Origin of the sequence: Brevibacterium permense (assembly GCF_013280495.1) — a bacterium.
GTDB classification, from domain to species: domain Bacteria; phylum Actinomycetota; class Actinomycetes; order Actinomycetales; family Brevibacteriaceae; genus Brevibacterium; species Brevibacterium permense.
Genome location: NZ_JABSSX010000007.1, coordinates 1 through 23,459 on the forward strand (window position 1 = coordinate 1; position 23,459 = coordinate 23,459).

Annotated in this window: 21 protein-coding genes, 1 tRNA gene and 1 pseudogene; 9 read left to right on the top strand and 14 right to left on the bottom strand. The window is 64.9% G+C overall.

The genetic code is table 11. The annotated features are described in order from the left end of the window. Window positions 1-122 precede the first annotated feature (122 nt). Window positions 123-266 (top strand): annotated as a pseudogene (locus HK353_RS16835) (IS3 family transposase); the annotation flags it as partial. On the opposite strand, the gene HK353_RS10905 reads toward HK353_RS16835, so the two are convergent. After that, entirely contained in the window at window positions 246-419 is a 174-nt protein-coding gene (locus HK353_RS10905; RefSeq protein WP_173156071.1) for a hypothetical protein, read from the bottom strand. The pseudogene HK353_RS16835 and the gene HK353_RS10905 sit on opposite strands and share 21 nt — an antisense overlap. Window positions 420-938: 519 nt before the next feature. Here HK353_RS10905 and HK353_RS10910 point away from each other — a divergent pair. The 4 genes from HK353_RS10910 to HK353_RS10925 all read left to right on the top strand — a co-directional run bounded on the left by HK353_RS10910 (window position 939) and on the right by HK353_RS10925 (window position 3,896). Beyond that, window positions 939-1,427 (top strand): FBP domain-containing protein, encoded by a 489-nt coding sequence (locus HK353_RS10910; RefSeq protein ID WP_173156073.1) that lies wholly within the window; start codon window positions 939-941, stop codon window positions 1,425-1,427. Window positions 1,428-1,673: 246 nt separating this feature from the next. Next, the gene (locus tag HK353_RS10915) at window positions 1,674-1,961 is read left to right on the top strand and encodes a helix-turn-helix domain-containing protein (protein WP_173156075.1); all 288 of its coding nucleotides are present in this window, start codon (window positions 1,674-1,676) and stop codon (window positions 1,959-1,961) included. Between the two features lie 362 nt (window positions 1,962-2,323). Beyond that, window positions 2,324-2,731: an ImmA/IrrE family metallo-endopeptidase gene (locus HK353_RS10920; RefSeq protein WP_173156077.1), complete on the top strand. Its 408-nt coding sequence runs from the start codon at window positions 2,324-2,326 to the stop codon at window positions 2,729-2,731. 7 nt (window positions 2,732-2,738) lie between these two features. Beyond that, a complete protein-coding gene (locus HK353_RS10925; RefSeq protein WP_173156079.1) occupies window positions 2,739-3,896 on the top strand; it encodes a site-specific integrase in 1,158 nt (385 codons plus the stop codon). Between the two features lie 100 nt (window positions 3,897-3,996). Here HK353_RS10925 and HK353_RS10930 read toward each other — a convergent pair. After that, a tRNA-Thr gene (locus HK353_RS10930) sits at window positions 3,997-4,069 on the bottom strand. A gap of 208 nt (window positions 4,070-4,277) precedes the next feature. On the opposite strand from HK353_RS10930, the gene HK353_RS10935 reads away from it, so the two are divergent. Next, window positions 4,278-5,396 (top strand): M20/M25/M40 family metallo-hydrolase, encoded by a 1,119-nt coding sequence (locus tag HK353_RS10935; protein WP_173156081.1) that lies wholly within the window; start codon window positions 4,278-4,280, stop codon window positions 5,394-5,396. A 41-nt stretch (window positions 5,397-5,437) separates the two neighbouring features. Here HK353_RS10935 and HK353_RS10940 read toward each other — a convergent pair whose 3' ends face one another. Next, the gene (locus HK353_RS10940; protein ID WP_062244797.1) at window positions 5,438-6,595 is read right to left on the bottom strand and encodes a DNA polymerase III subunit delta'; all 1,158 of its coding nucleotides are present in this window, start codon (window positions 6,593-6,595) and stop codon (window positions 5,438-5,440) included. 1 nt (window position 6,596) lies between these two features. Next, on the bottom strand, window positions 6,597-9,506 hold the full coding sequence (gene tmk, locus HK353_RS10945) for a dTMP kinase (protein ID WP_173156299.1): 2,910 nt from the start codon (window positions 9,504-9,506) through the stop codon (window positions 6,597-6,599). Window positions 9,507-9,635: 129 nt separating this feature from the next. On the opposite strand from tmk, the gene HK353_RS10950 reads away from it, so the two are divergent. Both HK353_RS10950 and HK353_RS10955 read left to right on the top strand, forming a co-directional pair. Continuing rightward, entirely contained in the window at window positions 9,636-10,370 is a 735-nt protein-coding gene (locus HK353_RS10950; protein WP_173156301.1) for a lipoate--protein ligase family protein, read from the top strand. Window positions 10,371-10,539: 169 nt separating this feature from the next. After that, window positions 10,540-10,959 carry a GNAT family N-acetyltransferase gene (locus HK353_RS10955; RefSeq protein ID WP_342589897.1) on the top strand — a complete coding sequence of 140 codons (420 nt, stop codon included), beginning with the start codon at window positions 10,540-10,542 and terminating at the stop codon, window positions 10,957-10,959. Window positions 10,960-11,212: 253 nt separating this feature from the next. On the opposite strand, the gene topA is transcribed toward HK353_RS10955, so the two are convergent. Then, window positions 11,213-14,062 (bottom strand): type I DNA topoisomerase, encoded by a 2,850-nt coding sequence (gene topA / locus HK353_RS10960; RefSeq protein WP_173156083.1) that lies wholly within the window; start codon window positions 14,060-14,062, stop codon window positions 11,213-11,215. Between the two features lie 168 nt (window positions 14,063-14,230). Further along, complete coding sequence (locus tag HK353_RS10965; RefSeq protein WP_342589898.1) at window positions 14,231-15,889, bottom strand: methyltransferase; 1,659 nt, start codon at window positions 15,887-15,889, stop codon at window positions 14,231-14,233. 34 nt (window positions 15,890-15,923) lie between these two features. Between HK353_RS10965 and HK353_RS10970 the strand changes: the two genes are divergently transcribed. Further along, a complete protein-coding gene (locus HK353_RS10970; protein WP_173156085.1) occupies window positions 15,924-18,200 on the top strand; it encodes a DEAD/DEAH box helicase in 2,277 nt (758 codons plus the stop codon). A 9-nt stretch (window positions 18,201-18,209) separates the two neighbouring features. Here HK353_RS10970 and HK353_RS10975 read toward each other — a convergent pair whose 3' ends face one another. The 8 genes from HK353_RS10975 to ssd form a co-directional block, all read right to left on the bottom strand. After that, window positions 18,210-18,527 carry an Rv3654c family TadE-like protein gene (locus HK353_RS10975; protein ID WP_173156087.1) on the bottom strand — a complete coding sequence of 106 codons (318 nt, stop codon included), beginning with the start codon at window positions 18,525-18,527 and terminating at the stop codon, window positions 18,210-18,212. Further along, window positions 18,524-18,910 carry a TadE family protein gene (locus tag HK353_RS10980; RefSeq protein ID WP_173156089.1) on the bottom strand — a complete coding sequence of 129 codons (387 nt, stop codon included), beginning with the start codon at window positions 18,908-18,910 and terminating at the stop codon, window positions 18,524-18,526. Before HK353_RS10980 ends, HK353_RS10975 begins: the two co-directional genes overlap by 4 nt. Window positions 18,911-18,916: 6 nt before the next feature. After that, complete coding sequence (locus HK353_RS10985; protein ID WP_173156091.1) at window positions 18,917-19,162, bottom strand: DUF4244 domain-containing protein; 246 nt, start codon at window positions 19,160-19,162, stop codon at window positions 18,917-18,919. A gap of 187 nt (window positions 19,163-19,349) precedes the next feature. Continuing rightward, the gene (locus HK353_RS10990; protein WP_092016110.1) at window positions 19,350-19,952 is read right to left on the bottom strand and encodes a GNAT family N-acetyltransferase; all 603 of its coding nucleotides are present in this window, start codon (window positions 19,950-19,952) and stop codon (window positions 19,350-19,352) included. Between the two features lie 42 nt (window positions 19,953-19,994). Then, window positions 19,995-20,591 carry a type II secretion system F family protein gene (locus tag HK353_RS10995; protein ID WP_245395957.1) on the bottom strand — a complete coding sequence of 199 codons (597 nt, stop codon included), beginning with the start codon at window positions 20,589-20,591 and terminating at the stop codon, window positions 19,995-19,997. Continuing rightward, complete coding sequence (locus HK353_RS11000) at window positions 20,588-21,283, bottom strand: type II secretion system F family protein (protein ID WP_173156093.1); 696 nt, start codon at window positions 21,281-21,283, stop codon at window positions 20,588-20,590. The genes HK353_RS10995 and HK353_RS11000 overlap by 4 nt, the downstream gene beginning before the upstream one ends. Continuing rightward, window positions 21,280-22,452, bottom strand: a complete 1,173-nt coding sequence (locus HK353_RS11005) for a TadA family conjugal transfer-associated ATPase (RefSeq protein ID WP_173156095.1) — start codon at window positions 22,450-22,452, stop codon at window positions 21,280-21,282. The genes HK353_RS11000 and HK353_RS11005 overlap by 4 nt, the downstream gene beginning before the upstream one ends. Then, a complete protein-coding gene (gene ssd / locus HK353_RS11010; protein ID WP_173156097.1) occupies window positions 22,449-23,456 on the bottom strand; it encodes a septum site-determining protein Ssd in 1,008 nt (335 codons plus the stop codon). Before ssd ends, HK353_RS11005 begins: the two co-directional genes overlap by 4 nt. Window positions 23,457-23,459: the final 3 nt, after the last annotated feature.

Sequence of the window (23,459 nt, forward strand, 5' to 3'; positions counted from 1 at the left end):
AGGCGACTCGGACGACGTCGTCGCGGAACTCTTTCGGATAGGGCTGTGGCATGGTGTCAATCCTTCCAGGCTTGCCTGTGAACAAGCCAGATCAGATGTCCCCAAACCCTGCATCAGTCCCGTGGGCGAGCCGAGAGCAGTTGAGGCTCGCGATCGTGACGTGGATTGAGCGGACGTATCACCGACGTCGGCGGCAAGCCCGGTTGGGTCGTTTGACACCTGTTGAGTACGAAGCAATTATTGAGTCACCTGCAGTCGCAGCGTGACACCCCGATTGTCACCTCTCTCTGCACCAGTCCCACACGGGCACGCACCGCGACCGGCGGACGGTCTCGATACGAGCCGCGGGCACCGACGTCGTTGCGGATCTTCTGCCAGTACCGCCAAGTGGCCGTGCCGTAGTCATCATATTCGATCATGTGTTCTATTGTGCATCCACCGTACTTCGCCCACAGCCAAACTCCGAACCGGACACGGTTGCACACGACCCGAGCTAGCACAGATTTCGCTCGGGAAGCATCGGCGCCAGCAGACGCGTCAGTTGTTGTACCCGCGCCGCGGACTTGGGTATAGTCAAATCCGAAAACTTTCGCCGAACCTCCTGGAATCTCAGGAAGAAGGGAATGGTGGCCTTCGTGGCCTGCTTCTAGTCTTGCTGCTCTAGAATCACCCGAACCCCGCGTTGACAGCCGGTCGGGTGATGGGTGACTTGTGCCTAATCACAGTCGACCTAGCTTCTACCCATTCCCTGTTGCCGTAGCCGATTGCCAAGCTAACCATTCTCAGTTAGCCACTCGCGTTCACCGGTCATGCTTGGTGCGAACACAGTCCGCCAGCACCCCCAAATGAGCTGCCCGCAAGATTGCGCGAAGGCTAAACTGTACCGGCTTCACGGCTATTCAACTTCAGGCAACTACTGACATCAGAGAAAGCCAGTCATGCAGCAACTTAATGCCACTCAGATCAAGAAGTCCTTTATCAACACCTCTCGCCGCGAAGTGGAAAAGATCGCACTGCCGCCTAATCTCGCTGAGATCGAGTGGGCGGAGCTCGACTACTTTGGTTGGGCTGATGCGAAAATCCCCCAACGGGCCTATATTGTCGTCCCCGTGGACGACGTCCCACGCGGACTGATGCTCAGGGCAGTGCCCATGGCGAAGTCTCAAGCGATGTGCAGTTGGTGCGAGGACTTGCACGAGACCACCGGCGTTCGGATGTTCACAGCGAAGAAGGCCGGTCCTTCGGGACGAAACGGCAATTCGCTCGGGACGCTCATACACGGCAATTTCGAGTGCTCCGAGATCGTCAGGAATCCTCCTCGCGCAGTCGAAGGTCACAATGACTTCGAAGCCCATGTGTCAATGCGCGTCGACAAACTGAACGAGCGTGCCACCAGCTTCGTCAAGAGAGTGCTGGGCGAAAAGTAGTCGCTACTCGGGCCCGTCCAGCCACGACGATCCCGCTATGAAGCAACGTAGGCCCCCACCACTGTTACGTGGGGGCCTACGTTGCATCCGCTACCCTATTGCCATGTCCTCAACGATGAGCCCAGCATGAGTACCTGTGCCACAGTGTGGTGTGACCGAGACGCAATAGCGCGTGGATTGTGCAAACGTTGCTATGACCGGTATCGGCGTGGCATCAGCCCCATCTCTCCAACAAAGCGTCATGCGGTGGCCGAGGACAAGGCGCGTCTGCGCGACGAGATAACCATGCGACGTGAGGCTGGGCAGAGCATTGCCGACATTGCGGCCGCAGTCGGGGTGAACACCTCAACAGCGAGTAGGTGGTTACTCGAATGGGATTTCGAAGCAGGGCTGACGGCGGACGAGCTAGAAGAGCTTCGCCGTCGGCAACGGGAGGCAGACGAAACACCGATCGACGAAATCCTCGGACTCGCGGCAGACACCGGAGAGTCAGAAGCGGAGCGTCGCGCCCGAGGAGAAGACTCCCCAGAGTAGGCAACTACAGATAGGGTTCGCCCAAGGAGATCATCATTTTCTTTTTGGTCCTGGGCGCCATCTTCCTTACCGGTCAACCCATGCTCGGTGCGTTCATCGGTTTCGGCATGTTCGCGCCCGGAGAGAGTCAGCGGAAAAGGACGAAGAGAATGCTGACACCATCCTCGACCACGTCTTCGACGGATCCGCGACGGTGGTGCATACTCCCCGGGCTTCGAAGATCGGCTACGACGTTCTAGTGAAGGTTGCGGCAGCTCGCGGCTACAAGCTCTCAGAGGGCCCTGAAATCGCGAGGACTCACGTGTTCGACAAGATCGACGACTAATCCTGTCGTGTCCGTGGGTCTGGCTATGGTCGGTCCCATGAAAAGTCACCACCCTTGGCGTGACCTCCGGTCGCGTCCTCACATCACACTGTCGTGGCGTGATCTTCCCCCAGGTGTTCGCGGCGCCACGGACGGCACCAGCGCTATCTGGTTAGAAGTCGACCTGTTGCAGGTCGAGCGCCGCTGCACGCTCGCGCACGAACTCGCACACATTGATCTTGGACACACCACTGAGACAACTGTCCAAGAAGAACTCACGGCACGCCGTTACGCCGCCCGAAAACTCATCGACTGGGATGCCCTGGTTGACGTGTTCCGGTGGGCTCACAACGCTCATGAGGCCGCCGACGAACTCTGGGTGACACCGGAAGTTCTTGAGGACCGGCTGCGGGCACTCTCACCGACAGAACGGGCGTTGCTCATCCATATCACCAGCACCAGATAGGACACCCATGGCACGCATACCCCTCCCCGTGGGCGCATGGGGCAACATCAGTGTCTCCGGAACACGCGGCAACTACCGGGCAAGCGCACGGTTTCGGAAGGCAAACGGGAAGACGGTGCCGCGGTTCCGAACCGGCGCCACGAAGGAAGCCGCACGCAACGCACTCCTCGAGCATCTGACTGAGTTGCGTGAGCAGACGATCGCCGGGGAAGTGTCCGGCACGGGCACCCTTGGTTCGTTCGCTGGCGACTGGTTCACCCGGTGGCGCGAATCCGCGAACCCGCCGGCCTCAACTGTTCGCACCTACCGTGCAGCAGTGAAGTGGATCAAGGAAGAGCTCGGCATGCTCAGGCTCACAGAATGCACCACAGGACGCCTCGAACGAGGTGTTGTGCGTATCAGCGACGCTCACGGGCAAACAACAGCGAAACAGGCACGTTCTGTGTTGCGCAGGATCTTCGCTGACGCGGTACACCTGGACGCCCTCACGGCGAACCCTGCTCTCGGTATCTCCACGGTGAAAGAACAACCGCAGGAAGTTCGGGCGATGACGGCAGCCGAAGTTCAACAGCTGCGCACCGCGGCCCGAACATGGGAAGCAACACCGGTGACCGCGAACAAGCCCGTGCGCCGAGAAATCGCGGACAGCATCGACGTCATGCTCGGCACCAGCGTTCGCATCGGTGAACTCCTCGCCATTCGCTGGGACGACGTCGACCTCGAAGCCACTCCCCCAACGATCTCCGTCATGGGCACTGTCACTCTGGGTGCGGATGGTGGTGGGATGCAGTACCAGCCGGCGCCGAAGTCGGAGACCTCGAAACGGATCCTGTACCTGCCGACTATCGCAGCCGAAGCATCGCGCCGACAGTTTGAAGACCGGGAGTTCAGACCGGAGTCGGAGGCAGTGTTCGCGTCAGAGACCGGGACGTGGCGGGATCCGTCAAACTATCGTGCTCACTTCCGGCAGGTGCGGAAGATCGCTGAGCTCGACTGGGTGACGCCGAAGACGATCCGCAAGACCGTTGCCACGACGATCTACACGGCGGATGGCTGGGACAATGCGTCCCAGCAGCTTGGACACTCTGAGGTTGGAGTGACGGCGAAACACTATGTGCAGCGGCTCAATATCGGCCCTGCCGGTGTGGTTGGGGGTGCTGGATGAGTGGTTGCAAAGCGCATCGTAACCGCATTATTCGGTGTTCTGGGAAACGAGAAAGCCCCTCCCGCACCAGAGTCTGTCCTGGTGGGAGGGGCTGTTGCCGAGCCGCCTGCGGGAATCGAACCCGCGACCTATTCATTACGAGTGAATCGCTCTGCCGACTGAGCTAAGGCGGCAACCGAACCAACTCTAGCCAACTTCTCTGCCAGCGGTCAAAACGGCGATCACCCAGCTGGGCGGTGAAGACAGAGAGCTTCGTCACCCCCTTACTGACGGGCGACATCCGGGCGTCTGGCCCGCCGTCGAACGGGTGCCGCACAGCAACAGTCACGCACCCGCTAACCTTGAAAGGACAGTTGGCACAGACACGAGGGTGAGACATCCATGGCAGAGTTCGACTCCGACGACTTCATGAGTGATTTCCAGGCGCTCATCGAATGCGAGTCGTTCTCCAACGACCTCTCTTCCCTGGCCCGCAGTGCCCGACTCGTCTCGCGAATCGGCACCGGAATGCTCGGTGCCGCACCTCAGATCATCGAGACCGACGGTCACCCGCATGTTCTGTGGCGCTTCGGCACCGGACTGCGCAAGGTCGTGCTCATCGGCCACCATGACACCGTCTGGCCCACTGGCACCCTCGCCGACTTCCCGTACTCGGTCAAGGACGGAGTGGTCCGCGGACCTGGGGCCGACGATATGAAGGGCGGTCTGCTCATCGCCATCTATTCGTTGGCGAAGGTCCGTGCCGAACTCGGCCACCTCGATGGTGTCAGCCTCCTCATCACCGCCGATGAAGAACTCGGCTCCCCTGGTTCCCGACAGATCATCGAAGACGAAGCGCGTGAGGCAAGGGCCGCACTCGTGTTCGAGAGCGGTGCCGCCGATGGTGCCGTCAAGATCGCTCGCAAAGGCGTGGCGATCTATCAGCTCGAAGTCACCGGTCTGGCATCGCATGCCGGAGTCGAACCGGAGAAAGGCATCAACGCCACCATCGAAGTGGCCAACCAGGTCATCGAGATCGCTGCACTGCACAAACCCTCGGTCGGAACCTCCGTCGTCCCGACCGTGATGACCAGCGGATCGACCACGAACACCGTGCCAGCCAAAGCCGTCGTCGGAATCGACTCCAGAGCTGCCTCGGCGGATGAACAGGTGCGCATCGATGACGCTCTGCGCGCCCTGACGCCCGCCGTGGCTGGTGCGAAGATCGAACTCAAGGGCGGAATCAACCGCGCTCCGCTCGAAGAGGACATGGCGATGGGCCTCTATGCCCGTGCCCAACGGCTGGCCGGACGACTCGGGCATCCCCCGCTGCGGTCAGTCGCAGTCGGCGGCGGGTCGGACGGCAACTTCACCGCCGGAGTCGGGACGCCGACCCTCGACGGCCTCGGCACCGTCGGCGGAGGTTCCCACGCCCGGACCGAACACGCTCTGCAGATCTGGATTCCCCGCCGCATCGAACTCAGCGCGGCACTCGTCGCAGAACTCCTCGGCAACGGCTGAGCCTCTTCTGCCACTCCCCTGGCGCGCTCGACCATCGGCTCTCAGATCGCGCCGGTGCGGTCTTCCTGCAGCCAGGGGTTCGACAGCAGCACGAAGGCTGCTTCGACGATGAGCACGGGCGACATGTTCGTCTGCAGGCGCTGCCGGGCCTCGGTGATCGCGTCGATGCGCAGCAAAGTGGTATCGGGGCCGTCCCGGTTCGCCTGTTCGGCGATGAGATCGACTTCGCCGGCGTTGATCCATCCGTCTCGGATCCCCAGCTGGTACATGAGAATGTCCCGGTAGAGGCTCATGAGCTCGAGGAAGATCCGGTCGAGCTCATCGTTGCGGGCCCGCACCGAGCGACGCTTCTGCTCCTCCTCGAGCTTCCTGATCTGCGCTCTGGCCGACGGCGGAATCGTCTTCTCCCCTTCGACACCCAAGGTGGTCAACAGCTGAGTCCGCTCGGCGGCGTTGCGCTCTTCGACTCGTGACTTCGCGGTTTCGGCAGCGTTGTCGACGATGCGGCCGGCCAAACGGATCGTCGCCCCCACGGAGGTGAGTTTGCCGGGGATCGCGAGAATCTGTTTACGTTCGGCATCAGCCGATTCGTTGAGTGCGAGGTATTTCGCGCGCCCGATGTGGTTCTGGGCCACTGCGGCAGCCCAGTGTGCGCGATCTTCCGAGACGTTGTCGCGCTGCATCAGCAGCTGTGCCACGGCATCCCGAGAGGGGATGCGCAGTCGCACAGGACGACACCGCGACCGGATGGTGGTGAGCACATCGATCGGACTCGGCGCGCACAGCAGCCACACGGTTCCCGGAGGCGGCTCTTCGATGGCTTTGAGCAGCACGTTCGCTGTGCGTTCCATCATCCGGTCGGCATCTTCGATGATGACGACGCGCCATTTCGAGTTCACGGGCGACGCCTGTGCCTTGGACACGAGTTCACGGACCTCTTCGATCGATATGACCGATTTCTGCGTCGACATGATCGTCAGGGACTCGTGATGACCCGACAGCACTCGGGCGGTCACGTCATTCGATTCAGTGCCCCCGGAGATGAGCGCGGCGGCGAAGGCGCGCGCCGCATTCGATCGGCCCGACCCGGGCGGTCCGGTGAACAGCCACGCATGGGTCATCGCCGCCGGGTTGTCGAGCGCATAGCCGAGCTGGGTGATGACGTCATCCTGGCCGACGAGTTCGTCGAAGACGCTCACTTCAGGAATCCTCCCGGTTGGTGAAGCGACGGTTGCTGCGTTCGCGCTGCTGGCGCAAGCGCTCCCGAGCCTGCCGTTCGATCTCGGCCTGAGCCTGCAGTCGTTCACGGCTCATCTCGCGGGCGGTGCGGGCTGGCAGAACCGTGGTCTCCGCGTCCCCGCCGTCGACCGAGTCGCCTGCTGCGTCATCCGTTCCGGTTTCGGCAGGTGGATCGGCACGGTGGACAACGCGAGTTTCGGCGTCTTCGGGGTCGACGCGGTTGACGATCCGAGTCTCAGCATTCTCGTCCGTGGCGATTCGGTCCGTCGGCACCCCATCGGCCTCGTCGCTGTCGTCGACGAGCGCCTCCGAGGCGGTCCCGCTGGCCGGCAGCACCGTGGTCGCCGCGTCCTCGTCGGAACGGTTCGGGGCCTCATCTGAACGATGCGAGCCCTTCGGTTCCAAGAAGGACGGAAGTTCCTCCTCGTCGCGTTCCGAATCCCGGTCCGCATTCTCATCCGCGGATGCCGGGGATGCGGAAGCGGCGGAGCGTTCCACATTCGCCGAGGCGGCCGGATCCTCTCGCAGATCCGCTCCGAGGTCGACGCGTTTGGTGGGAACAGCACCCGAGATCTCGGCCTCGGCGTCGGTGACGGCGGAGGGGATGAACCGATCACCGGAGGCGGGGACGAAACGCGGTCCGCGTTCGTGCATCTCGTCTTCGCCGCGCGTATCGCGTTCGTCGGTGTCGTCCGCATCGGTGTCATCCTCGGCGGAGCCATCTGCCGTATCCCGGCTGTCGACAGAGTCGTCTGCAGTCTCAGGTGCACCGTCCACTTCTGCGGAGGAGTCGGGAGAGAATGTTTCGTCTTTGTCGTCGTCAGGCACGGTTCCGACGGCCACGGCAGCGATCGGCACGGAGCTGCGTTCCGAGCCGCTGTCGGGCTCAGCATTCGATGTTGAGGCGGGGGCAGCCTCGGTGCCGGTGTCGCGTTTGACCAGCGTCTGCGGAAGGCGGGCGCGGATGGCTGCGAGGATCTGTTCGGTGAGCTCATCGGCGTCGACCGAAGCGTCGAGGACGACGTACCGGTCGAGTTCCTTGTGGGCACGGGACAGGTAGGTCTGGCGCACCCGCTGGTGGAACTGCTGGTTCTCCTGGTCGAGGTAGTTGCTGTCGCCGCGCTTGCCCATCCGCTCGGCGGCGACCTCGGGTTCGATGTCGAGGACGATCGTCAGGTTCGGTACGAGCCCCTGGGTGGCCCACCGACTCAGCGCGAGGATCGTCTTCTCGTCGAAGCTGCGACCGGCTGCCTGGTAGGCGATCGTCGAATCGATGTACCGGTCGGTGATGACGATGTTTCCGGCGTCGAGGCTGGGGTCGACCAGGGATGCCACATGGTGGGCACGGTCAGCGGCGAAGAGCAGGGCTTCGGTGCGCGAGCTCGGCGGGTCGGAGTCGAAGAGAACAGAACGGATCTTCGTGCCCAGTTCGGTGCCGCCGGGTTCGCGAGTAGCCTCCACGTGGTAGCCGTCATCGGCCAGAGCCGCGGAGATGCGTTTGATCTGTGTGGTCTTGCCGGAACCATCTCCGCCTTCGATGGCGATGAAGAATCCGGCGCCGAGGCGTTCGGCCGAGTTCCCGAGTCCGCCGGCCGCAGGCTGCGGCTGGCTGGGCGGGCGGAATCCGTGGACGATGTCGACGGACAGCCCCTGCAGTCTGTGCGGGTCGAAGGTGAAGAGTCCGATGACTCCGGCGACCAGGGCGGCGATGCCGAAGATGAGGAACGCGACGTCGCTGGGAGCCAGGATCCAGTCAGGACTTGAACCGACTTCGACCGTGCCGCCGAGATCGAGTGCGTTGATCACCAAGGCCAGGCCGGCGCCCGCGACGGCACCGTAGCGGCGGGAGAAGTCATAGGGCTGAGCGCGCACGCCGATGCCGACGAGGAATGCGATTGCGGCCGAGAGCACGACCTTGCCGGAGAGTTCGTTGATGGCTCCGGTGGCGAGCAGCAGCACACCGGAGACGAGCAGAGCGAAAGTGGACACACGCGGACGGGACATCCCGGGGGCGAAAGTCGGTCCCATCTCGAATCCGACGGCCCATCCGACGAGGCAGCAGGCGATGATGACCGCGAACCCGGCCTGACCATAGCCGTGGCCGATCGCCGTCGGCTGAGCGAGGATGAAGGTGGCGCCGAGGACGGCGAAGAGGCCGATGCACACCCACGGGTTCGCAATCGCCTCTGCGGGGCGGGCGACCCGGGCCTTGAGTTCAGGGAACTGTCCGGTCGTCGCCGACTCTGCGTGCAGGGCACGTTCGGGGGTGAGGAAGATGATGACGGAACCGGCGGCCATGCCGATGCCCACCAGCAGAGACACCCAGCCGAGCGCTTGAGTTCCCGCTGCAGAGCCGCCGAGGATCTGGAAGGCGCAGGATACGAAGACGAGAACGGCCGCGGGAATGCCGACACGGCGCCACGGCTTCTCGTGTCTGAAGGGATTGATGCTCATGAGCAGACCCACCACGGCCCCGAGGAACAGGGCCGCGACCCAGGTCAACCAGGCGCTGGGAGCGAGGCTGAGGACGACGAGGATGGCGGCTTCGACGATCGCAGAGATGCTCAGAGCGGTCTTGCGCACGGCCGGCGGTCGGGAGGCGAAGACCTTCGCGGGAATGAAGAGACCGGCGCAGGAGAGGGCGAAGACGATGAGCAGCGACAGACTGCCCATCTGGTTGTCGAAGCCTCCGGCGCTGAGAGACTCTCCCATGGCGGTGTAGGCGCGTCCGCCCACCGTCGCGACGAGTCCGCTGGTTCCTGCCACGACATAGCTGATCGCGACAAGAACGATCAGGGCACCCCAGGCGGCGGTCTCGGTGACCAGGCGGCCGGGGGCTCCGGGCAGTCGGTGTCCTGTAGTCGTCAACATGCTCACAGCCCTACACTATCTGCCCGAACTGACATATCTCTTGGAAACGAGTGCGATCTGCGACAACCCGAACCCGACCAGGCCTGCCGATCCTCTACCCTTGAACTCGTGCACACAGACTCACTGGCGATGACCACGGTGGCGGCGGAAGGCTTTGGCCCCGTGGAGGAACTCGCATTCGCCCGCGTCCTCCTCGATTCGGTCAAGGCCGGACGCCGCGGGGCGACCCTGCGGATGTACCGACCGGCCCCGACCTTGGCGTTCGGTGCCAGGGATCGTTTCCTGCCCGGGTTCGCCACCGCCATCGAAGCGGCCCGGGATCACGATTTCACGCCTGCCCTGCGCAGCCTCGGCGGGCGCGCGGCCGCATACCATCCGGGTTCGCTGGTCATCGATCACATCGAACCGAGTGATTCATTCATCACTAACACCAACGCACGGTTCACCGGTTTCGGCCAGGACTATGTCGAGGTGCTGCGCGGGCTGGGCATCGATGCCCGCCTCGGCGAGATTCCCGGCGAATACTGTCCCGGTGAACACAGTGTCAACGTGGCCGGGCGGATCAAAGCGATCGGCACCGCCCAGCGCGTGGTCTCCGGTGCCTGGCTGTTCTCGTCGTCCGTCGTCGTCGAGGACCCGGAACCGATCCGCGCGGTACTCACCGACGTCGAAGCCGCCCTCGGAATCAACTGGGATCCGTCCACGGGCGGATCGATCAGCGAGGTTCATCCGACGGTGACGATCGATTCCGTCGCCGAGGCGTTCGCCGCCTACTACGCCGACGCGAATCCGGATTCGCCCCTGTCCCCCACCGCCGAGGAGCTGGCCGAAGTAGCCGCCCACGCGGACAAGCACCGGCTGTGAGGTCGGCAAAAGCTGTGGCCGCCACAGGCCGGGACAGCGCGCGAACCGCGGAGGCTGAATTCCTTTGACCGAACGACTTTGGGAGCACACACCATGACCGTCACCATTCGTGAAGCAGAACGCTCTGATCTGCCCGAGATCCTGCGGCTTGTCCGCGCGCTGGCTGTCTATGAGAAGGGAACCGGATGCGGTGGAGGCCACCGAGGCGGATTTCGCGGCCGTGATGTTCCCCGACGATGGTCATGCGAACACGTTCGGTCTCGTGGCCGAGGCGGGCGGCGAGGTCATCGGCATCGCGATCTGGTTCCATTCGTTCTCGACCTGGACGGGCAGGAACGGCATCTGGCTCGAGGACCTCTTCGTCTTGCCCGAACATCGCGGCTCGGGAGCCGGAAAGGCGCTGCCCGGCCGGCTGGCGCAGATCTGCCAGGAGCGCGGACTGACGCGGCTCGAATGGTGCGTGCTCAAATGGAACACCCCGTCCATCGGGTTCTACGAATCGCTGGGTGCGAAGCCGCAGGACGAGTGGGAGACCTACCGACTCGACGGCCAGGCGCTCACCGACTTCGCAGATTCGTCGCGCGGCTAACCTCGCGCCTGACGCGGCTGATCTCGCCCCTGACGCGGCTGACCTCGTCCCAGAAGCACTGGAGTACGTGGCCGGTATCGGCAATCGGCAATTGTTGGGTCGATCCACGGTGTTTTCCGCGCTGAGATCACCGTGGATCGACCCAACAATCACAGGCCACGGGAGAAGAAACGACTTTCGCCACCTGGCTGAAGTATCAGGCAGGTGGCGAAAGCGGTGACAGGTGATTGCCGCGAGCTCGGCAGCCGTCGACTCAGGGAGTCTTCGGTTTGGCCGTGCTCGTCTTCTTCGCCGCTGTCGTCTTGGACGCCGTGGCCTTCGACGCAGTCGACTTGGACGCCGCTGTCTTCTTCGCCGCTGTCGTCTTCGACGCTGTTGATTTCGACGCGGTGGTCTTCTTCGCGGCTGTCGTCTTGGCTGCCGTCGTCTTCTTCGCAGCCGTCTTCTTGGCGGGGGCCTTCTTCGCCGGAGCCTTCTTCTTCGCCGGTCCCTTCGCGCGCTTCTCAGCGAGCAGAGTCGCGGCGCGTTCGAGCGTCACGGCTTCGACGGAGTCGTCCTTGCGCAGGGTCGCGTTCGTCTCACCGTCGGTGACATACGGGCCGAAGCGACCGTCCTTGACGACGACGGGCTTCTTCGTCTCGGGGTCCTCGCCAAGTTCCTTCAGCGGTGCCGCGGCCCGACGACCGCCGCGCTGCTTCGGCTCGGAGTAGATCTTCAGCGCCTCTTCGAGGGTGATGTTGAAGATCTGCTCCTCATCGGTCAGGGAGCGGGAGTCGGTTCCCTTCTTCAGGTACGGTCCGTAGCGGCCGTTCTGCGCGGTGATGTCCGTGCCCTCTTCGTCCTGACCGACCACGCGCGGCAGGCTGAGCAGCTTGAGCGCGGTTTCGAGGTCGATCGAGTTCAGATCCATCGACTTGAACAGGGAACCTGTGCGCGGCTTCGGCTTCTTCGCGCCCCGCTTCGGCTTCTCCTCGGGTTCGGGCAGCACCTCGGAGACATAGGGTCCGAAACGACCGTTCTTCGCCACGATGGTGTGTCCGGTCTCCGGATCGACACCGAGCTCGCGGTCGCCGTCGCCTTGGGATTCGATGAGTTCGGCTGCCTTCGCCGCTGTCAGCTCATCGGGTGCCAGATCGTCGGGGACGGAGACCCGCTTCGGGTCCTCTCCGTCTTTCTCCGAAGCCACCTCGAGGTAGGGACCGTAGCGGCCCACGCGCAGGTTCACGCCCTCGCTGATGGCGATGGTGTTGACCTCGCGGGCATCGATATCGCCGAGGTCGTCGACGATCGCCTTGAGACCTTCACGGTCCTGGTCCTTGTCGCCGAAGTAGAAACCGGCCAACCAGTCGTTGCGGTCCTCCTCGCCCATCGCGATCCGGTCGAGTTCGGATTCGAGATCAGCGGTGAACGCGTAGTCGACCAGACCGGTGAAGTGCTCTTCGAGCAGGCGGACGACGGAGAACGCCAACCAGCTGGGCACCAATGCGTTGCCGCGAGTCGTCACATAGCCGCGGTCCTGGATGACGGAGATCGTCGCAGCATAGGTCGAGGGTCGGCCGATGCCGAGCTCTTCGAGCTGCTTGACCAGACTGGCTTCGGTGAAGCGCGGCGGCGGAGCGGTGGTGTGGCCGTCGGCTTCGGCCTTGACGACCGACAGCGATTGTCCCTCTTCGACCTGCGGCAGCCGCGACTCCCCGGACTTCGTGTCGTAGCGGGACGCGTCCTGACCCTCTTCGTAGGCGGCGAGGAATCCGCGGAAGGTGATGACGGTGCCGCTGGCGCTGAATCCGGCCTCGTGGCCGTCGGCGAGAGCGGCGCTGACCTTGATGGTCGCGGTCTTGCCCTTCGCGTCGGCCATCTGGCTGGCGACGGTGCGCTTCCAGATGAGGTCGTAGAGACGGAACTCGTCTCCGTTGAGCTGCTTGGACACCTGTGCCGGGGTGCGGAAGGAGTCACCGGCGGGACGGATCGCCTCGTGGGCCTCCTGCGCCGATTTCTGCTTGCTCGCATACTGGCGCGGCGACTGCGGAACGAATTCGGGACCGTAGAGTTCGGTCACCTGCTTGCGGGCGGCAGCGATGGCCTGACCCGACAGCGCCGAGGAGTCGGTACGCATATAGGTGATGTAGCCATGCTCGTACAGCGACTGAGCGGTGCGCATGGCCTGACGAGCGCTCATGCGCAGTTTGCGTCCGGCTTCCTGCTGCAGGGTCGAGGTCGTGAAGGGTGCGGCCGGGCGCCGGGAGTACGGCTTCGACTCCACCGCGGTCACCGTCAGCGCATCCTTGGCGCTGCCGTTCAGCTCCGTGGCCAGGGATTCCGCTCGCGCCTGGTCGACGATCGTCGCCGAGGTGTTCTTCAGCTCGCCCTTGTCGTTGAAGTCACGGCCGCTGGCCACCCGCGATCCGTCGAGAGTGGTGAGGTTCGCGGCGAACGGGTTCGTCCCGTCCGGCAGACCGAGATCGATATCGAGGTCCCAGTAGTCTGCGGGCACGAAGGCCATTCGTTCGCGTTCGCGTTCGACGACGAGACGGGTGGCCACGGACTGCACTCGTCCGGCCGAGAGCCCGGCACGGATCTTGCGCCACAGCACGGGTGAGACCTCGTAGCCGTAGAGACGGTCGAGGATGCGGCGTGTCTCCTGCGCGTCGACGAGCGAGGAATCGATATCGCGGGTGTTCTCCAGGGCCCGTTCGATCGCCTCAGGCGTGATCTCGTGGAAGACCATGCGCTTGACCGGAATCTTCGGTTTGAGGACTTCGAGCAGATGCCAGGCGATGGCCTCTCCCTCGCGGTCCTCATCCGTTGCCAGGTAGAGTTCGTCGGCGTCTTTGAGCAGACGCTTGAGTTCGGTGACCTTCTTCTTCTTGCCCGGATCGATCCGATAATAGGGATCGAAGTTGTTGTCGACGTCGACAGCGAACTTTCCGTACGGCCCCTTCTTCATGTCGGCGGGCAGCTCCGAAGGGGTGGGCAGGTCGCGGATATGACCGACGGAGGCCTCGACGTCATAACCGTCGCCGAGGTATCCCACAATCGTTCGCGCCTTCGTCGGGGACTCGACGATGACGAGGCGACGGGGCTTCTTCTCGGTTGTGGTCACGCTTTCACATTCCTCTCACGGCATCAGCTGCCCGCTGCAACGGACGATCCGGCCCAATGTAACACTGTTGAACGGACACGTTCCTCATCGGCACCTGCGGCCCGGATGCTGCCCGGGTCTCGTCCGATCTCGGCACGGACATGGGGTCAACGGTTTCCGATCCTATCCCTATTCCGCCGCTGTCCGAGCCGTCGAGCTCCCGATCAAACCGCCGTCGGGCAGCAGTGCACCCGCCGCGCACAGGGCTCTGACCTGGGCCACGAGTTGGTCTTCCAGTGCCGTGGGATCGACCTCGAGAAGCTGGGCCAAGGCCCCGGCCGTCTGTCGCAGGGTCAGCGTCCCGTCCGCGACGGACACGAATCCGGCCAGTGCCGTATCGAGGTCGAAGACCTGTCCGAAGCCGATCCCCTGTTCCAAGGTGATCGAGTTGGGTTCCGGCGCTCCGGGAACGTAGTGGCGATGTTCGACGAGGTCGGGTGAGCGGGTGAAAGCGGTCGCGGCGATCTCCTCCGGTCCGGCCGCTGCCAGCCACGACCGGATCGCGATGATCGTGGTGAGGAACTCTGCGAGTCCGTACGGATTGTTCGCCGGCGCCGAGGTGACTCTGACCCCGGTCTTGAATACTCCCTCGGCCGTCCCCGACGGTCCGCGGTCGACGTCCGAGGTGACGTCTCCGATCGCGGGATCTTCGGTACCAATCGTTGGCACATCGTTATCGGACTTCGCCATCAGCACGTACCCGAAGACGACTTCGTCCACAGCTCTGGTGGCGAAGTCGTCGAGCCATGCGGCGACTGCGTCGTTCCAGGCGGTGCTGGCGCGAGGAATCCCGCTGTCGCGGATCCACGTTTCCGCGTAGGCGACGGGGTCAAGGGCCTCGCGTTCGATGACGAACACCGATGTATCCGCATCGTCGACCCAGGTCTCCGGTCCATCGTCCGTCCCCGAGGCGGCTTCCCAGTTTCCGAGGCAGACGCTGCGTCCGCCCGGGGTGAGGTTCTCGGGGATCCGGGTGAAGAGCTCCCGAACGAGTCGGTCCCCGGTCATTCCGCCGTCTCGGTATTCGAAGGTGGTGTCCGTGCTGCGCGGGGTGATGACGAACGGCGGATTCGACACGAGCAGATCTACGGGTTCGTTCAATGGTTCGAGAAGCGAGCCGTGCCGGAATTCGATCGTCGTCACGCCGTTGAGTCCGGCCGAGAGTTCGGCCAGACGCAGTGCTCGGTGGGAGATGTCAGTGGCGATGACTCGGTCGCTGTGACGGGCCAGCAGCAGTGCTTGGATTCCGCAGCCGGTGCCGATGTCGGCGGCCACACCGACGTGGTCGCGCGGGGTGATCGACACCAGTGTCCTGCCGGCTCCCCCGAGTCCGAGCACGAATTCTCCGTCGAGGACATCCGGTGTGGTCAGGGTGCCGTGGTCGGCCACGAGGTAGAGGTTCTCGTCCCCGGGACGGAAGCCGCGCGGAACACCGACGGGAAGTTCATAGGGGGTCAGGGCGAAGGCGGCGGTCACCTCGTCGTCGTCCACGGTGATCAGCCCCGCCTCGGCGGCGGTGTCGAAGGACTCCCCCAGCAGGGCACGGGCCTGGGCGACCGGGACTGTGCGGTGGAAGTGGAAGAGCAGCGCCGCGCTGGCCATGGCCCGGTCGGCGGCCGTCGACGACTGGTCCGCCAGCGTCCGGGCGCAGTGGTGGATGGCGGGTGCGGCGTTGTTGCGCAGCAGCGCCGCCGAGGTCGGACCACCCCAGAACTGGCGCAGCCGTGGTTCGGTGTATCCGGAACGGTAGAGGGTCTCGCCCAGGTGGGCAAACGGCAGATCAGTCACAGAAGAATCCTAGCGACTGCGCCATAATTGACTCATGGCCTCCTCTGCTCTTCTCGACATCGTCACCGGTTTCGGTGCCCGGGATGAGCGGATCGTCCATGTCCGCGATATCCCGCAGCGTTTCGAACGGGATGCCGAGTGGCCGGACTGGATCGACGAGGAACTCAAGCACGCATGCCATTCCATCGGCGTCGACGCTCTGTGGCAGCACCAGCTCGAGGCGGCGCAGACGGCCAGGGACGGTTCCGACGTCGTCATCGCCACCCCCACCGCGTCGGGCAAGTCATTGGGATTCTGGCTGCCGGTGCTCGAAGCGATCCAATCGACTCGCGGGAAGCTGCGCACCGCCTCGGCGATCTACATCGCTCCGACGAAGGCTCTGGCCGCCGATCAGCTGACCAAACTCGAACGCTTCGTCATCCAGGGCATGCGCCCGGCCAGCTATGACGGGGACACCTCTCAAGTCTCGAAGGACTGGGCGAGACGGCATGCGAACATCATCTTCACCAACCCGGACATGCTCCACCGCAGCATTCTGCCCCAGCACGAGCGCTTCGCCCGAATGTTCAAGAACCTGCGCTTCATCGTCATCGATGAGGCCCACCGCTACCGCGGAGTGTTCGGCTCCCACGTCGCTCTCATCCTGCGCCGCCTGCTGCGCATCGCCGCCCACTACGGAGCGGCCCCGGTCGTCATCGGAGCCTCGGCGACGATGGCGGACCCGGACGTGGCCTTTGCGAAGCTGACCGGGCGGCCCGCACACGCGGTGACCGAGGACTCGTCCCCACGCGCGGCCGGCAGCTTCGCCTTGTGGGAGCCTCCTGTGTCACCGGGCGGGGACCGGCGCAGCGGTCTGGTCGAGGCCGCCGATGTCATCACCGATTCCACGTGCGCCGGATATCGATCGATCACGTTCATCGCCTCCCGCCGAGGCACCGAAGCCCTGGCGCAGACGGTCCGAGACCAGGTGGGTCAGGTGGATGAGACCCTGACCGGCAAGGTCGCCGCATACCGGGGCGGGTATCTGGCCGAAGAGCGCAGGATGCTCGAGACGGCTCTGCGGTCGGGTCAGCTGCTGGCCGTGGCGTCGACGAATGCTCTGGAGTTGGGCATCGACATCTCCGGACTCGACCTCGTCATCATCTCCGGCTGGCCGGGAACCCTGGCCTCCCTGTGGCAGCAGGCGGGGCGTGCCGGCAGAGCCGGTCAACGGTGGATGGCCGTGTTCATCGCCCGCGACGATCCGCTCGATACCTTCGTCGTCCATCACCCCGAAGTCATCTTCGACTCCCCCGTCGACGCCGGCGTCATCCATCCGGGCAATCCGCACGTGCTCTCGGGTCACTTATGTGCGGCCGCCGCCGAGGTGCCGCTGAAGTCGGCCGACCTCGTGCACTTCCCGGACAATTCGCCCGCCGTCATCGACGACCTCGTGGAGGCGAAGATGCTGCGGGCACGGCCGACCGGATGGTTCTGGGCAAAAGACCAACCGGCGACCGACCTGTCCGATATCCGCGGTTCCGGCGGCGGACAATTCAGCTTGGTCGAAGCGAGCACCGGCACTCTGCTGGGCACGGTCGACGAATCGGGTGCACATACGGGAGCCCACCCGGGCGCTGTGTACACACATCAGGGAATCGACTTCACCGTCCTCGATCTCGACCTAGAGGACCGGATCGTCGCCGTCGAACGTGCCGAGGTCGACTACACGACTCAGCCGCGCTCGCAGACCGAGATCTCGATCGTCGACACCGATGCGCAGCGGGTTCTGCCCTCTGGGGTGGCTGTGTGCAGCGGCACCGTCGACGTCAAGGATCAGGTCGTCGCCTACCGGATGCGGGCCAAGCGCGGTGGAGCGATCATCGCCGAACACGAGCTCGACCTGCCGGAGCGCACGCTGCGAACAAAGGCCGTGTGGTGGACGATTCCGCAGAGCGTCCTCGACGAGGCCGAAGTCGTCTCCGGAGACCTGCCGGGAGCCGTCCATGCCGCCGAGCATGCCTCGATCGGTCTGCTGCCGCTCTTCGCCGGCTGCGACCGCTGGGATATCGGCGGAGTGTCGACGGCGCTGCATGCCGACACCGGACTGGCGACGGTGTTCGTCTATGACGGTCTGGCAGGTGGTGCCGGATTCGCCGAACGCGGCAGTGAGGTCATCGAAGAATGGCTAGGTGCAACCAGGGACGCCATCGCCGCATGTGAGTGCGTCGACGGCTGCCCGTCGTGCGTGCAGTCGCCGAAGTGCGGCAACGGCAACGAACCGCTGGAGAAGGACGCTGCGCTGCGGCTGCTGCGCACCGTGCTCAGGTAGCGATCCCCCTCATTTCCCGGCGACCGCCTCCTCTCTGACTTTCGGCAGTGGTCCCGGGATGTCGACTTCGATGACGACATAGGCCGATTGCTCATTCAATGAAGCACGGCAGTCCTTGAGGTGGCCGCCGTTGCGAACCGCTACCTCCTTCGCCGTCTCACACGGTTCCCCGGTGGCCAGTCCGCGCACGGCATCCGCGGCGGCGAGCGCCGCCAGATCCGCGGCGCTCTGTGCCCGACTGTGGGCGACGAACGCCTGGCCGAGGCTGCCGATCGCGGTGACGAGGACGAGCACGATCGAGCAGAGTCCCACGACGATGTTCGTCATGACGGTCCGCCTCTGTCCCCTTCGAATCGTGCGGTGGCATCCGCGTCGACGGTGTCGAGGAAGAAGATCGCGGCCGGCAGCTCGATCGTAACCGTGACGACCGAGTATCCGCCGTCGGCTCGAACGCGGACCGAGGAGGAGTCACCGGCGTGCTTCTTCGCTTCGGACACGACAGCGGCCCGGGGTTCGCCACGGGCGATCTCACGGGCCGCGGACCGTGCCGCGTCGAAGGCTCGCAGCTGGGAGAACCCGACAGCGGCGGCTCCCGTGAGCAGCACGATGAGAAGAACGACCGCCGGCATGACGACGGCGAATTCCGCCGTCGCCGTTCCCGCATCCCGATCCCATCCTCGCTGCCGCTGACGGGAGCGTCCGCATGGCATGACGGTTCAGCTTCCCAGACCGAGCGCCGAGGAGATGACCCCGGTGATGAGTTCCTTGATCGGTTCGGATTTGAGGACCACGACGAGCAGTGCGGCGAATCCGCACGCGGCCAGAGTGGTGATCGCATATTCAGCTGTGGTCGCTCCGGCGTCGGGTTCCCAGAACTGTTCGATCTCACTGTGGTCCTCGACCGGTTCGATGTGCCCGGTCGACGGTTCCTCGATCTCCGGGGACGGTGATGTGGTGGCCATGCTCTCCTCCTTGGCTGAATCCCCGTTCGCACTCTGCGAGCGGACCTTCAGCCTGGGAGTCGGCATGCTGCCGTGTCCAGGGCCGGATTCGCACCTGTGGAAACGGGTTCTGCATCCACAGGCTCACGGTGTGCGGGTGGAGGCGCCGTCCACAGGAAACGGCGTGCGAGTCAGTGGCGCCGACGCTTCAGCTGTTGCCGGCCCAATCGTCTCTGAGGATGGCCATGATCACTTCGTCGTGGCGCCGACCGTTGAAGAACACAGCCTCACGTCGACGGCCTTCTTCGACGAATCCGGCCTTTGTATAGGAGGCTATTCCGCGGGTATTGAATGCCCAGGTCTGCAGCTCGATTCGGTTGAGTCCCAATTGGAGGAACCCGTATTTCACTGCCAGTCGCACGGCGTCCGAGCCGTATCCGCGGCCGTGGAATTCAGGTCCGAGGACGATCGCCAGAGTGGCTGACTGGTTGATGGGGTTGCGTCCGTAGAGGGTGACATGGCCGACGAACTCCTCGGTTTCGGTCAGCTCGATGCTGAAGCCGACTGCCTCACTCGAGGTGTTCGCGCTCCACTGCGAGAACTGCTCGGACACACCCCCTTCGGGCCGCGGCAGAACCGTGTGATTCTGCAGGACGACGATCGAGGGATCGAACCACCACTGTTCGAGATACGGCAGATCATCCTCCCTCAGCGGCCGCAGACGCACGGATCGACCGACGAAGAGATTCTCGGCGTAGTCCTCAGCTTGTTCGACATTGGACAGCTGATTGAAAGGTGTGACCGGTGCCATGGCCCGAGCCTATCGGTCGAGTCTGAACACCCGGTCACCACTTCAGAAGAACACGGTCGTGAGGTCGGTCAGCAGTGAGATGACGACCGGAACGACAGACAGCAGCAGGAACGCCGGCAGAATGCACACGCCCAAGGGCAGCACCAGCTGCACACCCAGCGAAGCGGCCGCCTCCTGCCGACGCCGACGGGACGAAGCCCGCAGCTCCTCGGCCACTGACTCGATGAGCGGTGCCGGGCCGACTCCAGTGTGTTCGGAGAACTCGAAGACCTCGAGCACCGGAAGCAGACGATCGTCGTCGGCGAGCCTGCGCCCTCCGATCGCCATCGCACGGGCGATCCTCTGCAGGCCCGACCGGTCGTCGGTCGCCTCGGCGGTCAGGGTCAGCGCCACGGGAGTCGGCAGACCGGAGGTCAGGCAGATCGCCACAAGGTCGAGGTCGAACGCCAGCTGATCATCGGCCACCGCTCCTGCCGTCCCCGATTCCGCCGTTCCCGCCTCCTCAGCGGCCGCCTCGGTGTCGGTGGGAACGGATCTGCCCTCGCCGAGGAGGCTCTGCAGTCTCCCGCGGGTCGAGCCTGACCACAGGAGCACACCGAGTCCGACGCAGACACCGATGAGCACAATCAGCATGGTCATCTCTGTGCCTTGAGCATCATCGTCCGCATCCACCACCGGCCGGCCCCGTACAGGAGGAGGCCGGCGCCGATGCTCAGCTGTCCCGGCAGTCCGGTGATGAGTTCCAGAGGGCGGACGCCGATGAGCAAGCCGAGACCGACGCCGATGAGCGGCAGCCAGCTGAGCACCCGCACCGTCGACCTCGGTCCGGCCATCGCGATGCGGCGTTCGCGTTCGGCGTCGAGGGCGTCTCTCTGCGCTGCCGCATACCTGAGGATCATCTCCGCTGCCGGTGCTCCGGAGCGTTCGGACACCGTCCACACAGCTGCCATTCCCGACAGCACGTGAGCAGCGGTCTCCGACAGTCCGGAGCTGCGGGTGGCTATGGCGCGTCCCGGTTCCTCGCCCAGTGAGATCGCTCGCGAGATCGGGATCAGGGCGTCGTTGCGGCGACTCAGCGTGCTCATCACCGCCTGCGGGGTCATCCCCACCTTGAGCAGGTGGGCGCAGTTCTCCACGGCGGCGATCGCCCACAGCCGTTCGGCCTGATCATCGGCGGTATGACCGCCTCGGCGAAAGAAGGCACGCACCCCTTTCCGCACCGATTCGCCGCTCTCGCCACGGCGCAAGAGCTCGCGCAGCCTGGAGCCCGGGTCCGGGGGCGCGGCGAGGATGATCCCGGCCGCGATGAGGACGGCGGTGACGACGATCATTGCGCGGACTTTTGTTCGAGCACGGCTTCGAACCGTGCCAGGGCACGCCGATTGACAGTGCCGGCCGTCGACGGCGAGGGGCGACCCCACACCGGTTCCATCACCACTCCCTCGGATCCGGTCCTCGTCGGGATCGCCAGCTCCGTGACTCCCCGCTCGGAACCCGTGCGACGCAAATGGATGACAAGGTCGATGGCGGTGGAGAACTGCGAATACACGGCGTCCGGACTCATCTGCGCCAGCGCACCGAGCGCGGCCACCCGGCTGGGCACGGCCTCGGCGGTGTTCGCGTGGATCGTCGCACACCCACCCTCGTGCCCGGTGTTGAGGGCAGTGAGCATGTCCCGGACCTCGGCGCCGCGGCATTCCCCGACGACGAGGCGATCAGGCCGCATCCGCAGGGCATTGCGCACGAGGTCGGTCAGGGTCACTTCGCCGCCGCCTTCGACGTTGGCCTGACGCGCGGCGAGCTGCACGGTGTGCGGGTGGGTGACGATGAGCTCACGGGAGTCCTCGACGATGACGATGCGTTGGATCGGTTCGACCAGCGACAGCAGAGCGCCGAGGAGGACGGTCTTTCCCGTGCCCGTTCCGCCGGAGACGAGGATGTTCGCCCGTGAGGTGACCGCCTCGGCGACGAGGGGGCTGATCTCAGCGGGGACGAACCCTTCGGCGCAGAGCTGGGAATAGGGGAATCCGGCCCGTTTGGGTACGCGGAAGCTGATCGTCGTCGTCTCCCCCGAGATCGGTGGGACGATCGCGTTCATCCGCACCCCGTCGGGCAGACGAACGTCGACATAGGGGGAAGAATCGTCGAGGCGGCGCCCGCCGAGGGCGGCCAAACGCACCGCCAAGGACCGCACGTCCTCTTCGGATCCCAGGATCAGGTCGAGCAGCTGGGGACCGTCACCGGTGTCGGCGAAGACCTCCCGCGGCCCGTTGACGAACACGTCCGTGGTGCCGGGCACCTCGAGCACGGACTGCAGGGGTCCGGCCCCGGACAGCTGCGCGGACAGCCGGGTGACGAGTTCGAGCAGGGCGGAGGAACCGAGCACGCGTCCGGTGCGCTGAACCGCCTCGGCGACGGCGGCCGTGGTCACCGGTCCCGGATTGTCGAGCAGCGTTTTGCGAACATCGGCGACGAGCGAGGCGTCGAGCCATTCGCTCATTCCACCCACTCCCCCAGCAACCGGTCGACGAGGCGGCCGAGGTGCGCGCCACCTGGGATTCCCTCGCCGCGGTCGACGGCGGCGGACAGGCCCCGATCGTCGCGGATGCTCCCAGCCAGGCTCAGCCCGATGGAATCGGCGAGGAGGTCGGCGTCGAGACCGCCGGCCCCGGTTTCACGGACGACGAGGCGCACATCCGGGTGGGCGTGGGAGAGCCGCTTGGCCACTTGGGAGGAGGCGACGGCGGATCTGACCCGGGCCGGGGAGACGAGGAGGACATGATGGCAGCGCCGGGTCCACTGGGGTGGGGCGTGGCGGGGCAGATCGACGATGACGAGGTCGAAGGCCTGACCGGCCGCAGCGAGGAAGTCATCGAAGACGTCCGGGTCGAGGTCGACGGTGTCGTCTCGCCCCCACGACAGAAGGGCGAGGCCCTCGTGGCGGGGCAGCGCGTCGGCCAGGGCGGAGGGGCGCAGCTGTCCGCGGGAAGCACTGAGGTCGGTCCACCGGGGACCGGGCGCCTGCTCGGCGCCGAGGACGAGGTCGAGTCCCCCGCCGAGCGGGTCCGCGTCGACGAGGACGGTGCTGTGATCGGCTCCGGCCCGCCGGGCGAGTGCGCAGGCGAGCACGGAGGCTCCGGCTCCCCCGCATCCGGCGACGACGCCGACCGTGGTCCCGGGTGCCGTCGGCGGTTCGACAGCAGCGATCATCCGCCCACTCAGCCATTCCGCAGCAGCAGGCAGCACGGCGAGCTGGTCGACGCCGAGGTGGGCGGCCTTCGCCCAGGTCGAGGAGGGTTCGTCATCGTCGAGGGCGACGAGAACCGTGTCTGCCCGGTCGGTGGCGGGGGCTTCGCGGACGTCTTCGCCGAGAAGGATGAGCGACGCGGACTGCCAGCCTCCGGAGTCGGGAGGCAGGACGGTCAGCGAGATGCCGATGCTTTCGGCCACTCGAGCGCATTCTTCGGTGATCGCTCCGAGGTCGGTGATGAGGGCTACCTGCATGCA